The following is a 14644-nucleotide window of genomic DNA, read 5'->3' as shown; positions in this document are numbered from 1 at the left end:
ACTATTAAATGAAGAAACTAACTATGTCATTTTTATCAGCACTACTTATCGTATATACATTCCTACCTGTTCTTTCATCTCAGGCAGCTGAAACGAAAACGGAAGATGTGCAAACATCCGAAATTCCATTTGTTGTTTGGAAAGCTGACAAAGATGAAGTATCTACTGCAGGGGACTTTGTTGAAACTCCAGCAAAAGTTGTTGTGGAAAATGGTAAAACATTTGTCTATGCTACACTATTGCAAAGTGAATTTTGGCAGTCGCTAAAAGTTCAATCTACACAACCGGGCACATTTAAAGAAGATAATTTCGTCACAGCAGAAGTAATTAGCAGTGATAAAAAAGAGAATACTCGTGTTGTTAAATTTGAAATTCAAGATGTAACGAAAGTGTTGAATGTGAAAGCCCATATTATCGTTACGGGTGTACCAGGAATTGGAGAGTATGATCACAGTTATGATCTTCGTTTGAAGTTTGATGATAGTAAAGTTCCGACGACTCCTGAAGTAATTAAAGATGGTGCGTATACAATTGACACAAACGTATTACATGCAACAGAGGACAAAGCATCTTCAATGGGTGACTATGTGGAAACACCAGTAGCCCTAACAGTAAGAGCTGGTAAAAACTTTGTTACAATGAAACTTACAGACAATGAACAAATCACGGTATTTCAAGTAGAGCAAGATGGAAAGTTCGTTGATGCGACTGTAGTAAATACAGATGAAAAAGCGAACACAAGAGACGTTGAATTTAAAGTTGCTGATTTAACAAAAGTCATCAATGCCAAAGTTACAGTACATGTGGCAGCGATGAACCGTACAATGAACCATACTGTTCGACTTGCATTTGATCCAGCAAGTATTAAAGCGGTAGTTGATCAAGAAGTAGTAACATTTGGGGATATCCAAAAATCGGATTTTAAATCGTATATCGAATCACTTGCTACAAAAGGAATCATTAAAGGGAAAACACCAACTACGTTTGCTCCGAATGATCAACTTACGAGAGCACAGTTTGCAGTCTTGTTGTCACGTGCACTAGATCTTCCAAAGACGGAGTACAAAGGAACGTTTTCTGATGTATCGAAGAGTTTAGACTGGGCTGTTTCTGAAATTGAAGCGGCGGCTCATGTGGGAATCACTACAGGAAGCAATGGGAAATTCCGACCAAATGAAAAAGTTACACGCGAACAAATGGCGACGATGATCATCCGTGCGATTGAATATAAAGATGCTAGCGTATTGAAAGGCATCTCAAACAATATTACATTCGCAGATGCGAAAAACATTGATTCATATGCAAAAAAATCCGTTGACTTGGCAGCTGGCTTTGGGATTGTTAGTGGTAAAGAAGTGAACGGTAATAAAGTATTTGACCCAAGAGCCAACGCAACACGTGGGCAGGCGTCTAAAGTAGTTTATTATCTACTGGAAAAACTTAAGTAATAGAATAATGTCAGACAATGCCGGCTATAACTAGACATCTAGTAATAGCCGGCGTTGTGATGGCTTTTTAAGTATGTAACTAGCAAGGGAGATTTGTAAATGAAGAAGTATACAATCAGTATTTTTTCAACTCTGTTCTTTTTATTTACGGTACTACCTACAATTACACCCCAAAAAGCGGCTGCGGCTTCAACTTATGCTGATGGCGAGTATTCAATTCCATTCTCCGTACTAAAAGATACAGGTAATGAATTATCTGCGACAGCGGAATATGTCGTAAGCCCTGCAAAACTGGTTGTACAAAATGGTAAACCACATATCATTATGACGTTGAATAACAGCTCATGGTGGCAGTATTTTAAAGTGCAATCAGGTGGCGGTTTCGCCGACGTTCAAGTATTAAGTGAAGACTCCGCGAATGACAAACGTATTGTAAAGTTTTCTGTTACAGACGTCGAGCAATTGGTCAATGCAAAAATACATGTCGTTGTAACTGGAATTCCTGGTTTTACGTACGATAATAAATATGATATTCGATTTAAGTTTTCGAGTTCGGGTATACCGGCAGCACCTGCTGTTGAAAAAGCAGCAACACCGCCAGTAACAAAACCAGTTTCAAAACCTGCAACACAACCCTCTTTACCTCCTAAAACTACTGCGCCAGCAACACAAAAACCGGTTGAGGTAAAAGAAGAGAAGAAAGATGGCACCGCGTCGAATTTGAAAAAATCTGAGAATGAAACTGTAGAGAAAGACGTTAGTAGCAGTGAAGATTCAGCAGATGGAAACTCAAATGACATTGAGGCAGAGCAAATAGATGAAGAAATTGAAGTAAATGAAACAGATGCAAAAGAAACGGAATCAACAGAACTTGATGAAACTTCCAAGGAAGAAGATGAAGTATCCGAAGCATCTACAGAACAGCTAGTTGAAGAAACTGCATCTACAACAGAAGATAATTCGAAAACGACCACAATCTGGACGATTGGTATTCTTCTTTTAGTAGTAATTGGTGGACTAATTTTCATAATGAATCGTAAAAAAGTGCAAAATAAACAATAAATGTGAACCAAATGTAGAGTTTTGACTTTAGCAGTCAAGGCTCTCTTTACATAAGGAGTTGTTAACATTAATGAGAAAAGTATTTCTGAATGTTAGTTTACTATTAGTACTAACACTACTAGCTGGATGTTCCTCAAGTAGTAAAGGCTCCGCCAATGGAGAAGTAATAAACACTGGAGAAAATCGTATTGTAGCAACAACTGTTTCGATTACAGAAATGATGGATGCACTTGATATTGACTTAGTAGGTGTACCTTCAAGTTATAAGGATCTTCCTGAGCGTTATGAAGATGCCGTAGAAGTTGGTAACCCGATGAATCCAGACATGGAGTCATTGCTCTCGCTAAAGCCAACGGAAATCTATTCAGTATCCTCTTTGAAATATGATTTGCAAAAGATGTTCGACGAACGTGGTGTCGAAATGACCTATTTAAACTTGGAAAGTGTAGATGGTATGTTTGATGAACTCCTAAAAATCGGTGAAAAATACGACCGAAAAGAACAAGCAGAGGCAATCATTCAACAATTTGATGATCAAGTTGCTGATATTCAAGAAGCAATTAAAGGAAAAGAACAGCCATCGGTTTTAATTTTGCTTGGAATACCAGGGAGCTATTTAGTTGCAACAGAACACTCCTATATTGGTGATCTTGTAAGACGCAGTGGTGGTAAAAATGTAATAACTGGGGAAGATGTAGAGTTCTTATCATCCAATACGGAATACTTGCAGCAAGCACAACCGGATATTATTTTACGAGCAGCACATGGAATGCCCGAACAAGTCATTCAAATGTTTGATGAAGAATTCAACTCAAGTACTATTTGGAAGCATTTTGAAGCGGTTAAAAATAACCGAGTATATGATTTAGATGAACTGCTTTTTGGAACTACTGGCAATTTAGCAGCAGCTGAAGCACTAAGCGAATTGCAAAAAATGTTATACCCTGAATGAAGGTAGGTCAAGAAACCTTGAAAAAAAACACAAGAATAATTAGTTTTATAAGTGTACTTTTTTTGCTCGTCATAGTTGTTATACAATCAGCCGTCTCAGGTAGTATACAAATAACTCCTTTTGAATTGATTCAAGGACTACTTACAGGGACGAATGATCAGGTCATGATTATTAAAGATTTACGATTGCCACGAATCATTATTGCGCTTTTTGCGGGTGCGGCATTATCAGTAGCAGGTGTGCTCTTACAAGCTGTAATGCGAAATCCATTAGCGGATCCCGGAATCATCGGTGTTTCCTCTGGGGCAGGGTTTATGTCTCTTTTAGTCGTAGCATTTTTTCCTACACTGTTTTTTTATGTACCTTTATTTGCATTTCTAGGCGGAGCCATTGCGTTTTTTCTTGTCTATTCGCTTTCCTGGAAATCCGGTTTAAATCCACTACATATGATTTTAGTTGGAATTGCAGTGAATGCTGTGTTCACTGGATTGAGTCAAGTACTCGGATTCACAGGAAATGGAATTGTACAATCTATGAGTCAAGTGACGACATCAACATTATCCATGAAGAAATGGGCGGATGTAGAGGTTATTGTTATCTACGCGACAATCGGACTTATCCTGGCATATCTTGTTTACTCATGGTGTAATTATTTAGCCCTAGAAGATAAAACCGCCAAAAACTTAGGTATAAATGTGAACTTAGCGAGGTTAGTTATTTCTTTAATTGCGGTTTTGCTTGCTTCTGTAGCTACATCAATCGCAGGACTTTTTGCATTTGTAGGACTACTGATACCGCATATTGGAAGGTCTTTAGTCGGGACAGATCATAAAGTGCTGATTCCATTTTCAGCTCTTGCAGGAGCACTGCTGATTTTAACTGCAGACACTTTGGGGAGAACGATAATTGCACCTCAAGAAATTCCTGCTTCAATTATAATGGCTGTCATCGGAGGACCTTTCCTCATATTCCTTCTAAGAAAGGGTGGCCGTATTTATGGAAATTAAAGACATCACTTTTTCTTACGATAAAAAAGTAAATACATTGAAATCAATTAATGGTTTAATTGAGATTGGAAAAATTACAACCATTATTGGACCAAATGGGTGTGGAAAGTCGACGCTCCTTGGTGTGATGGCAAATAATCACAGTCCACAGGGTGGAGAGGTTTTGCTGGAAGGGAAACCTTTAGTGAATTTTAAACCGAAAGAGTTAGCTAAAAAACTTGCTGTTGTTCATCAGCAGAATACTGCACCTATTGATATGACCGTTGAAAGATTAACAAGTTACGGTAGAATCCCATATAAAAATTTGTTTCAACCCACATCCAAAGAAGATGAAGAGGCAATAGAGTGGGCGCTTGAATGTACGAATTTAACAGACAAGAAAGCTGTTCCAATTGCTGAATTATCAGGCGGACAAAAACAACGCGTTTGGATTGCGATGGCGTTGGCACAGAAAACACCTTTTTTATTCTTAGATGAACCTACTACTTATTTAGATATTTATTACCAATACGAGCTATTGGAGCTAATTAAAGACTTGAATCAGACATATGGGATGTCGATTGTCATGGTGCTACATGATATCAATCAGGCAATTCGCTACAGTGACACAATTATTGCAATGAAAAATGGAGAAGCAATTGTGAAAGGAAAACCGAGTGAAGTGATAACGGTTCAATCCATTAAGGAGATATATGGTGTAGATGTAGCAGTGAAAACAGATGATGATACGGGTATGTATATTATACCAATAGGGATTTCATGACAAAGGGGATGCCAGTTTTTGCAGCTGACACCCCCCTGCCTTTACCATGGCGTTTCGTTAAGCCTCTTCCCAAACGTTTAATAATTGCAACAGATAATTCCTCATATTCATCCGAAACAATAATTACTGCCTTCGTTTCATTTAAACCTTGGATAACCGTATCGATTGCTTTTGAAGCGACATAGTAAGTAATGATGGAAGACATCACTTTTTCCCACGTCAAAACAAAACCAGCCCAAGTGAAAAAATATATTGAAAAACATTACAAATTCTCCTACTAAAAAGGGGATTTTTTTGTAAGTAAAATACCTAGAATTTCTGTGCCATCTAAAGCTCCGCCGTGACGGATGACTAGTCCAACACCTACACCCGGTATAAGTTTCACCAAAAACAGTAGCAAGTAATGGGTCGATTATAAACGGCCCCACAGACTTAAGTGGAAACCTGATAATTGGGAATTTGTAGTATCCGAAATGTTAATAAAGAGATATTATAGCGCACGGGAATGAAATATTAAGTTCGGAATGAATATTAACTATAAGAAAGAAAAGCTGTATTCCATTATAAATGGAATAGTAATGAGTAACTTTGATTACAATAGTAGTGATTGTATACCTTATAGTCAATTCAATATTCTGCCCATTTAAAGAATAATAAAGGGTTTTAAATAATATTTGTCGAATTATACTGAACATACAAATACATAACTATCAGGAGGAGAAGAGATGGAATTTAAAATTGAGCAAGTAAATGATTTACAATCAATCGATGTTTCTCATTTGGTAAAAGAGAGCGAGACAGAAGGATATCGATTTTTAACCCGTTTAGTTAATGATTACAAAGATGGAACGAATACTTTCAGTGAGGATGGGGAAGCCCTCTTCTGTATTCGAAACAAAGCCAATGACGAGGTTGTAGCAATTGGCGGCGTTAACCAATCCCCTTTTTCAGATGATGTGAAAAGTGCCCGGTTGCAAAGGTTTTATGTATTAGATGAAGCACGGCGTCAAGGTGTAGGATCGCTTTTACTCGATGAAATTACGGAACATTCAAAAGGTACATTCGATGAATTAACTGTTAGGACGGAATCTTCAAAAGCAGATGCCTTTTATCTTTCAAATGGATTTAAATTTGATGACTCCGTATCTGAAACGACTCATGTGAAAAAGTTGAATCCAACAGAATAAATATCATGAAGAGTTTAACCAAAAATAAGCACATTTAATGTTATGTTTACATGACAATGTGTTTGACGGTAGTATGTGGGATAAGTAATTCGTATATTTTTGTTAATACCATTTTCTGGTTCCACCACTTGTAGGCATGGATGCCGTAGTGATGGGGCCTTTTATTATTAACAAATAATAATTCAAACGAAAGTAAGAATTGCGGGCTTGTAGTCTTAGCAAAGAATAACAGAATAAGTCTTATTTGCATTGGCAAATAGAATAGGAAGGTTTTGTGGAGATTGAAAGAAATAGATAAAGTTGTGAATAAAAGAAACTATTTACTTGAATTATTTCCAGGGATTATGATCTGTTTAATCGTTATTTTTTTTGGTATTTATGCAGCTGAACTCATTGGAGTCCTATTAGTGATGTTGAATGTTTTACCAGAGGGTAGTTCAAGTCCAGTTTCAGGTATTTTTGTAGCGATACTCATTGGAATACTTATACGAAATTCAGTGGGTTTACATAAAATGTTTTTGAAAGGGGTAGCATTTTCCGTAAAATATGCACTCCGGGCAGGTATTATTTTACTTGGTTTACGTCTAAGTCTAACGGAGGCTTTAAAACTAGGGGCATGGGGACTGCCTTTAATTATTGCTTGTATTTCTTGTGGATTAGTCGTAACGCTTTATTTCACGAAAAAATTAAACCAATCGAATCGTCTTGGAACATTAATTGCTTGTGGGACTGGGATTTGTGGAGTAACGGCCATAATGGCTACGGCTCCTGTAGTGAAAGCAAAAGATAACGAAATATCCTACGCGGTTGCAAATATCACGATTTTCGGTTTAGTAGGTATGCTGTTTTATCCTTATTTGGCGCACACTTTTTTCGCGAGTGATCCAGTAAAGGCAGGTCTTTTTTTAGGAACCGCTATCCACGATACAGCACAAGTGACTGGTGCAGCTCTAATTTATAATCAGATGTATGATATGGAAAAAGTAATTGATGTCGCGACGGTCACGAAGCTAACTAGAAACCTCTTTATTATTGCAGTTATTCCATTTGTATCTTATCTCTTCTTTAAAACTGAGGGCAAGAAAGAGGGAGAAATAGCGAATGTCCTTCCAAAATGGTATAAACTTATTCCACTTTTTGTTATTGGCTTCTTACTGCTAGCTCTTATGAGAACAATTGGGGATATGACTGCTGCGAATTCGGGTTCTGCTTTTGGTTTTCTAGCACCTTCTACGTGGAAAAGTTTTTATGACTCTTGGAGTTCTTTTGGATCTACTTACATGCTTGGATTGGCTATGGCAGGGGTAGGATTATCGACTAATTTTAAAATGTTTAAAGGTTTAGGACTTAAGCCGTTTTATATCGGATTTATTGCAGCCATATCTGTGGGAATCGTGAGCCTTACACTGATTTCGTTATTTGGTCATTTAATTACGATTTAATAGTGGAGGTCTTCTGAAAATGGGTTTCATCAAAAAGTATCCAACCAAGGAAAGATTAGTTGGATACTTCTGGTGAACTAAATGAAGCTGTCATTTAACCTGTATGAACTTGATCGTAAGGGAATTTGTAGGTTTCTTTTCTAGGTTTCAACAGTAAATAGAACAAAGTCAATGGACCGATTCGTCCCATGAACATAACTAAGCACACTATTAACTTTCCGATACCACTTAGCTCCCCAGTTATTCCCATCGATAAACCTACAGTACCGAAAGCAGAAAAAACTTCAAATGCCAGCGGGAAAAAAGGAATTGACTCAGTAATTGTGAGTAAAAATAACGCGCAAATGATAGTACTGAGACTAACGGTGGTGATTGCCAAAGATCTAAGAAGTATTTCCGTTTTAATAGTTCTACCAAATAAATGTGGTTCGGAAATTCCCCTGAAATATGCAACCGTTGCGTATACAATGACCATAAAGTTTGTTAGTTTAATGCCCGAAGCAGTCGAAGCAGTTCCTCCACCTATAAACATTAAAAGCATCGTAAATAATAGTGAGGGCTCTTCCATGTTTCCAGTTGGAATCGTATTGAATCCAGCAGTTCTGGGGGACACTGCTTGAAAATAAGAGGCAAGTATTTTATTTCCAACTGAAAAATCCCCAATAGTATTTACATTATTGTATTCAAGCAAGAACAGAGTTACAGTAGCGATTACATTTAACAACACTGTTCCGGTAATCATCATTTTCGTATGAAGTGTCCAGTGATGAAAAGATTTTTTATTCCATACATCCATTACAACAAAGAAACCGAGCCCGCCGATAATTAATAAAGAGGATAAAATAATGTTAACAATTGGATCACCAACAAATGGACTGAGATTCACAGGGAATATTGAAAATCCCGCATTATTAAAAGCAGATATAACATGGAAAGTGCTGTAATAAATTCCATCACGAAAGCCAAAAGTAGGTATCCAATGAATGGATAGGAGAGTAATTGCCAATGTCTCAATGCTAAGTACAAATAGTAAGATGAGTCGGACATATTTCACCATTCCACCAAGCGTTTGTTGGTTATAGGAATCACGAATATAAATACGGTTTTGCATTCCAATCTTCTTACCAAAAAGCATTAGAATTGCTACGGCAAATGTCATTATTCCCAGTCCACCAAGTTGAATCAAGGTTAATAATACGATTTCACCAAAAGTTGTTAATGTAGAGCCGACATCAAAAACCGCAAGTCCTGTCACTGTGGAAGCAGATGTAGCCGTAAAGAAAGCATCCGCCCACGAGATTGAGTGTTCTGTTGCAATTGGTAACTTCAATAAAAACGTGCCGATAATGATTAAAAGGAGAAAGTTTCCTGAAATAATGACCGGTGGAGATATTTTCCATTCGAAAAATCTTGATCTTTTCATCATCATCCCCACAATTCTTAAAGAAATAGTATGTTTGCATTAGGAAAACCTTATAGAAAATATATTTAATGATCTACGTCAACATAAAGTGTTTGGTCATTACAATGATGATATTCCAAACCAAAGAAAATATCAATTTAATCTGTTTTAATTAGCATAAGGTTCAGAGCACTTTTGTTCAAATAAGTTTTTAACTGATAATAGGGATTATTGAATTGTTCCAGATGTCTATTTGGAAAGTCTCTCCTATGAAGAGAAGGAAAAAATGTGGAAGCAAGGTACTATTGTAAATAATGTATATTTATCTTTTAAAAGAATACCAAGGCAAAGGGATTGGGAAATTACATGTTAATTAATAATGAAGAAGATATCATTCAATTAATTTCTGAAGATAAATGGATGATGAATTTGTTGAAAAGCGTACAAAAATTAAATCTACCTGATTGGTGGATCTGTGCGGGTTTTGTACGCTCGAAGGTTTGGGACGTTTTACATGACTTCGAAGACAGGACTGTACTTCCGGATATAGACGTAATTTATTATGATACATCTAATACTTCTGAAGATGAAGAGAGAAGGCATGAGGAGTCATTGAATAAACTATTTCCTAATACTCCTTGGTCCGTCAAAAATCAGGCGAGAATGCATATTGTAAATAATATTTCACCTTATACTTCGTCTGTTGATGCAATCTCGAAGTTCCCTGAAACGGCAACCGCTTTAGGAGTGAAGTTGGATGATGACTACAATTTGGTCTTGGTTGCACCTCATGGAATAAATGATTTAGTAAACTTACAAGTAAAGCCTACCCCTTTTTTCCAGACAACAGAGGTAAGGAAGTTAATATACGAGAAAAGAGTAATGAAAAAGAACTGGCAAGCGATTTGGAACATGGTGGAGGTAATTGGAGTTAAATCTGACTAAAGGAGGTAGTTTCAAGTGAATGAAGTTGCACAATTGTATTGGGATAAATATTGGGGAGATGCTGAAAAACCTACTGCTGTAAGTGCATGGGCGTTTGGTGATACACCTGATGAACTTGCACAGCTTGTTAGTGAAGGGAAAAAGACAGCGACATGTTCAGGACATGTATTTTATGAAATGGAAAATGAGTCACTGCCCACGACAAACGAATACAGCATTATTTTAGACGAGCAGGAACATCCTGTTGCAATCATTAAAACGGTTGAAGTATTGCTTGTACCGATGAATGAAGTAACGGAAGAGTTTGCAATTGCTGAAGGGGATGGCTCCTATGAAAACTGGAAATCGATTCATGAGAGATATTTTAAAAGCGAGTTGCTTAAATTCGGTCTTGAGTTTTCAGAGGACATGCTTCTGGTTTGTGAACGATTTACGCTGATTGATGTAAAAGCTAAGAGAAAGGGGTTTTGTTAATGTTGAAAACTACTTTGGAGAGTTATCTAGATGATGTACTATTGGAACTATCTCCGGAAATCAGACATGAGATGTTAGTGCAAATAGGGAATCCGGAAAGTTATTTACGTGACAAGTTAATTTATGGAAGCTTTATGAAGATGATTTATTCCAATCAATTGAACAAAGTTGAAATTCAAGGGGTACTTGAAGAGGTTGTGAAAACTGATTATCTATTATATCGGATTGGTGAACTAGGAACGGATTCGGTGTTCACTCGTTCTTTTTCTGCACTTGTGGTTGCTGCTATCATTGAGTACGATGTAGAGAAACAGGTTCTGGATTCGGATATTGTGCTATCAACTGTGAATAGTGTAATTCAATACATGATGGAAGAACAAGATACACGGGGTTTTATTGATGAAAAGGGTTGGGCCCATGCAATTGCACATGGAGCTGACGCGTTAGATGCCCTAGCAAAACACCCGCAGCTTAAAATTGAGGACATCAATCAAATTCTTCATGTCTTAGAAAAATCTTTGTTAAGGCAAGTAGATTACTTGGATGAAGAGGAAGAACGACTAGCATCCGTAATTGCGTCTTTAATAGGGCATCAAAATGTAGAGCTAGAAATTCAGTTGTGGTTGGAAAATTTAACGACTTTAGTGGAAAGGTTATTAGATGAAAATAAAGGGTCGATAGTGTTCTTTCATATTCAAAGAAATGTAAAGAACTTTTTAAAATCAGTTAATATCATTCTTAAATCCAAAAAAATTGGTAGAAAAGTAAACAATGATGTGTTTGAAATTCTAGAAAAATGGATGTATCTACGTTAAGTCAGGGGGAAATTATTTTCTTCTGACTGCCGGCATAGAATCTAGTGCACGTACCATATCACGAAAGGCGGAAGAAAATGTATTATCCATATGTTCAACAAATACCTAAACAAGACCGTCGGGTTATGACGGTTACAGGAATTGGGAACCAATCAATTGCACCGGACACCGCTAATATCCAGTTGGAGGTACGTACCGAAAGTATGGAGCTCACTCAGGCGCAACAGGAAAATGCGTATGTGATGAATCAAGTGATTGAGTCACTTTTGGATCTTGGAATTAGTAGCGAGAATATTAAAACAGTCTCCTATACTATTTTTCCGCAGTATGATTATGTCGAGGGGAAACAAGTGTTTAGGGGTTTCGAAGTTACAAATGCGATTTCTGTCAAAGTACCAAGTATCGAGCAAGTTGGAAAAGTCATTGATGTAGCTGTACAAAACGGTGCAAATAGTGTGTCAAATATTCAGTTCACAGTAAATAATGAAGAACTACATTATGAAAAAGCATTAATCTTGGCACTCGAAAATGCTGTATCCAAAGCACAAGCAATTGCGAATACAATGCAACTACAACTAGACCCAACCCCCACTACTATTATTGAGGTTCGTGGAGAAGAGCCTGAAGGACCACGACCATTTATGGCGAAAGAAATGGCGGCATCTACTCCAATTGAACCGGGACAAATCGAAATCACTGCAACAGTAAAAGTGCAATTTCAATATTGAGAGTTAGGTGCAAAATGAATTAGGGAGTGAATTAATTATGGAGATTGAAAAAAAACCGGTATATCAATCACCCATTGGAAGGATTTTCGAAAAATTTTCACGTCATACAGATATCACTTTGGTATATGGGGACCCAATTGAGTTCGAAAACAAAAAAGTGCTCCCCGTTGCTAAAGTGAAATATATAGTTGGGGGTGGAGGAGGGTATTCCGGAGAAACAGCCATTACTTCAGTGGGCCAGGGTGAAGGTGGCGCAGGTTACATCTCTGTTAGACCATTAGGCGTTTATGAGATAAATTCTAAGACAGTGAAGTTCAAACCAGCTTTTGATTTAAAATTTATCTCAACTCTATCTCTAATTTTTACATTCGGCTTGATTTTGTTGTTTACGAAAAATAAACGAAATAGTAAATAATACGTGCCTCGTGAATAGTGGGGCAATGGCTGGCTCAATGAAACGGGAAACATATGTATTGTGTATCAGCTTTAGTAGAGCCCTTTATAAAGGGCTTTACTTGTGTAGATGCTCTGCAATTCATTGCCAAGAGGTTCACAGGAAGTTAATAATTGGGAGGAACACTTCATGAAAAATTTATTTCATCTTTGTGTGCAAGGTGATGTGAATGATATTTATAAAAAATTTACAGGTTTGAGTCATAAAACAGAGGTGCAAGTAAAGTTAGAGAAACAATATTATAATCGGTTTTTCAAAGAAAATCCAGACTATAAGACTACAAATGAAGATTCGTGGATAGAAGATATCATAAATACATATCGTTCTTATTTTGTTGATGTATTAACAAATAAGATAGATCGTTCTGTTGCAGAATCCACTTTATTTGAAGAATTGAACTGCCACTTACCTTTTGATGCTAAAGGAACAGACATGTTTTCCACAGAAGAAAACATCAAAGAGATTTTCAAGAAAAAAGGATTTGAATTTATAGGTGGGAGAGTTGCACCACACTACGGTCCTTTTATTTGGAAAAAATCGAATAAAGAGATGTATGCCGTGGAAACCCCTGATTCTACCGGAGAAGTTCAAGTCTGTTTTTTGGATGATTTTCTAATGTTAAGTTGGTTACACTTCGCTACATTTGGGGAGTTATATGCTGGTGGTTGGGCTAAAAAAGATGTTATATATTGTGTTCTATCTAATTACCGTGACAAATTAGATACTGATGTTTTTCGTGTATCCTTCCTTAAACACGAGGCGCAGCACATTAGTGATTATAAGCAATTTCCAAATTTAAAAGGAACAGATTTAGAGTATCGAGCAAAACTTGTAGAGCTTATCTATTATTCTAATTTTGAATTTTTCGAAAAAATAATTGTTCAAGCAATAAATAATACGAATCCACATAATCATTCGGCATTTATTATTTTAAAGAAATTTTCTAATCACTTTTTTAATAAAGAAGTAGATAAAGAAATAATAAATTGGAAAACAATACATTACGATGATATAAGTCACTTTGCCTTAAAACTTTTTAATGAACATACCGTTAAACTTAAGTCGCTAGATCCAGCAGTGGTAAAGGGGGTATTTTGATGTTAAATCGTATCCTGGAACAGTTTAGATTGCATGTACTGTCCATTAATGAAGTTGAAGATTCTCATAGTTCAAACGTATATAAATGTGAATTGAAAAATAGAGAAAATGTTTTTATAAAAATACCTTACACAAAATTAAAGTTTCAACGAGAGTTGGAAGCCTATGAAATTATAAAGGAACGTGTTTCTATCCCGAAAATGCTGAATTATTGGTATGGCGATAAAGAGTGCACGGGTGCTTTTTTATTATCGGAATTAAAAGGAAAGCCTCTAACACCTAAAGCATCACCAAGGGTAGCGTTTCAAGTTGGAGTACTTCATGCCTCGATGCATAAAATTCAACCGTCACCTACAGTAGAATTAACCGGCATAACAAATGAATTTCCAAACTGGTCTAATTTTATTGAACGTCAATTTTATAGTTTTGCCGTGGATGTAAGAGAAGTTTTGGATGAACGTTTATATAAACAAGCCGTAGAAAAATTCGAAGAAATGAAGGGGCAACTTCCTCTTCCGGATGGTCCAAGCTTTATACATATGGATTTTCGTCCAGCGAATATAATTGTTGATGAGGAGAATGTTATCGGCATCATTGATTTTGAAAGTGTGCGATTTGGTTCAACAGAAATCGATTTCACCAAACTATATCGTGATTTTTTATCCTTCGATCTTGTTTTATATGAATCCTTTAAAGAAGGTTATAACAGTATAAGACCATTAATTAATTTGGAATCTGTTTTGCCTTTTTATCGATTTACAGATGCCTTTAACAGTATTGGATGGTGTAAACGTCGTGGAGTTGAAAAAAACGCTATATTTCTTGAGGAAAACATATCCAACCTAAAAAGGTATTTACAATAAACCT

The 14644-nt window shown here is 36.6% G+C and carries 15 protein-coding genes and 1 pseudogene; 14 read left to right on the top strand and 2 right to left on the bottom strand.

All coding sequences use genetic code 11. From position 1 onward, the window contains the following. The first annotated feature begins 8 nt into the window (after window positions 1–8). The 5 genes from ACP8HH_RS12955 to ACP8HH_RS12935 all read left to right on the top strand — a co-directional run bounded on the left by ACP8HH_RS12955 (window position 9) and on the right by ACP8HH_RS12935 (window position 5232). Window positions 9–1448 (top strand): NEAT domain-containing protein, encoded by a 1440-nt coding sequence (locus tag ACP8HH_RS12955; RefSeq protein WP_438311942.1) that lies wholly within the window; start codon window positions 9–11, stop codon window positions 1446–1448. A gap of 99 nt (window positions 1449–1547) precedes the next feature. Continuing rightward, window positions 1548–2510, top strand: a complete 963-nt coding sequence (locus tag ACP8HH_RS12950; protein WP_438311939.1) for an NEAT domain-containing protein — start codon at window positions 1548–1550, stop codon at window positions 2508–2510. Window positions 2511–2580: 70 nt separating this feature from the next. After that, entirely contained in the window at window positions 2581–3462 is an 882-nt protein-coding gene (gene isdE / locus ACP8HH_RS12945) for a heme ABC transporter substrate-binding protein IsdE (RefSeq protein WP_438311937.1), read from the top strand. Further along, the gene (locus ACP8HH_RS12940; protein ID WP_438311934.1) at window positions 3459–4469 is read left to right on the top strand and encodes a FecCD family ABC transporter permease; all 1011 of its coding nucleotides are present in this window, start codon (window positions 3459–3461) and stop codon (window positions 4467–4469) included. Before isdE ends, ACP8HH_RS12940 begins: the two co-directional genes overlap by 4 nt. Next, window positions 4459–5232: an ABC transporter ATP-binding protein gene (locus ACP8HH_RS12935; RefSeq protein ID WP_438311932.1), complete on the top strand. Its 774-nt coding sequence runs from the start codon at window positions 4459–4461 to the stop codon at window positions 5230–5232. Before ACP8HH_RS12940 ends, ACP8HH_RS12935 begins: the two co-directional genes overlap by 11 nt. Here ACP8HH_RS12935 and ACP8HH_RS12930 read toward each other — a convergent pair. Next, window positions 5210–5617 (bottom strand): annotated as a pseudogene (locus ACP8HH_RS12930) (YitT family protein). The gene ACP8HH_RS12935 and the pseudogene ACP8HH_RS12930 overlap by 23 nt on opposite strands. A gap of 340 nt (window positions 5618–5957) precedes the next feature. Between ACP8HH_RS12930 and ACP8HH_RS12925 the strand changes: the two are divergent. Together ACP8HH_RS12925 and ACP8HH_RS12920 are read left to right on the top strand one after the other, a co-directional pair. Beyond that, window positions 5958–6419, top strand: a complete 462-nt coding sequence (locus tag ACP8HH_RS12925; protein WP_438311930.1) for a GNAT family N-acetyltransferase — start codon at window positions 5958–5960, stop codon at window positions 6417–6419. 281 nt (window positions 6420–6700) lie between these two features. Beyond that, a complete protein-coding gene (locus tag ACP8HH_RS12920) occupies window positions 6701–7861 on the top strand; it encodes a YeiH family protein (protein ID WP_438311928.1) in 1161 nt (386 codons plus the stop codon). Window positions 7862–7955: 94 nt separating this feature from the next. On the opposite strand, the gene ACP8HH_RS12915 is transcribed toward ACP8HH_RS12920, so the two are convergent. Beyond that, entirely contained in the window at window positions 7956–9284 is a 1329-nt protein-coding gene (locus ACP8HH_RS12915) for a TrkH family potassium uptake protein (protein ID WP_438311927.1), read from the bottom strand. Window positions 9285–9629: 345 nt separating this feature from the next. Between ACP8HH_RS12915 and ACP8HH_RS12910 the strand changes: the two genes are divergently transcribed. The 7 genes from ACP8HH_RS12910 to ACP8HH_RS12880 all read left to right on the top strand — a co-directional run bounded on the left by ACP8HH_RS12910 (window position 9630) and on the right by ACP8HH_RS12880 (window position 14640). Next, window positions 9630–10208, top strand: a complete 579-nt coding sequence (locus ACP8HH_RS12910) for a nucleotidyltransferase family protein (protein ID WP_438311925.1) — start codon at window positions 9630–9632, stop codon at window positions 10206–10208. A 15-nt stretch (window positions 10209–10223) separates the two neighbouring features. Further along, window positions 10224–10682, top strand: coding sequence for an ASCH domain-containing protein (locus tag ACP8HH_RS12905; RefSeq protein WP_438311923.1), 459 nt, complete (start codon window positions 10224–10226; stop codon window positions 10680–10682). After that, window positions 10682–11497, top strand: coding sequence for a DUF2785 domain-containing protein (locus ACP8HH_RS12900; protein ID WP_438311921.1), 816 nt, complete (start codon window positions 10682–10684; stop codon window positions 11495–11497). Before ACP8HH_RS12905 ends, ACP8HH_RS12900 begins: the two co-directional genes overlap by 1 nt. Before the next feature lie 77 nt (window positions 11498–11574). Then, window positions 11575–12225, top strand: coding sequence for an SIMPL domain-containing protein (locus ACP8HH_RS12895; RefSeq protein ID WP_438311919.1), 651 nt, complete (start codon window positions 11575–11577; stop codon window positions 12223–12225). Window positions 12226–12262: 37 nt separating this feature from the next. Then, on the top strand, window positions 12263–12640 hold the full coding sequence (locus tag ACP8HH_RS12890) for a spore germination protein GerW family protein (protein WP_438311917.1): 378 nt from the start codon (window positions 12263–12265) through the stop codon (window positions 12638–12640). A gap of 168 nt (window positions 12641–12808) precedes the next feature. Beyond that, window positions 12809–13777 carry a hypothetical protein gene (locus tag ACP8HH_RS12885; RefSeq protein WP_438311914.1) on the top strand — a complete coding sequence of 323 codons (969 nt, stop codon included), beginning with the start codon at window positions 12809–12811 and terminating at the stop codon, window positions 13775–13777. Further along, window positions 13777–14640, top strand: a complete 864-nt coding sequence (locus ACP8HH_RS12880; protein ID WP_438311912.1) for an aminoglycoside phosphotransferase family protein — start codon at window positions 13777–13779, stop codon at window positions 14638–14640. The genes ACP8HH_RS12885 and ACP8HH_RS12880 overlap by 1 nt, the downstream gene beginning before the upstream one ends. Window positions 14641–14644 lie beyond the last annotated feature (4 nt).

Source organism: Sporosarcina sp. FA9, from assembly GCF_051550205.1.
GTDB lineage: Bacteria > Bacillota > Bacilli > Bacillales_A > Planococcaceae > Sporosarcina.
The sequence above is the reverse complement of the archived record's forward strand: the minus strand, read 5'-3'. Positions and strand labels throughout refer to the sequence as shown.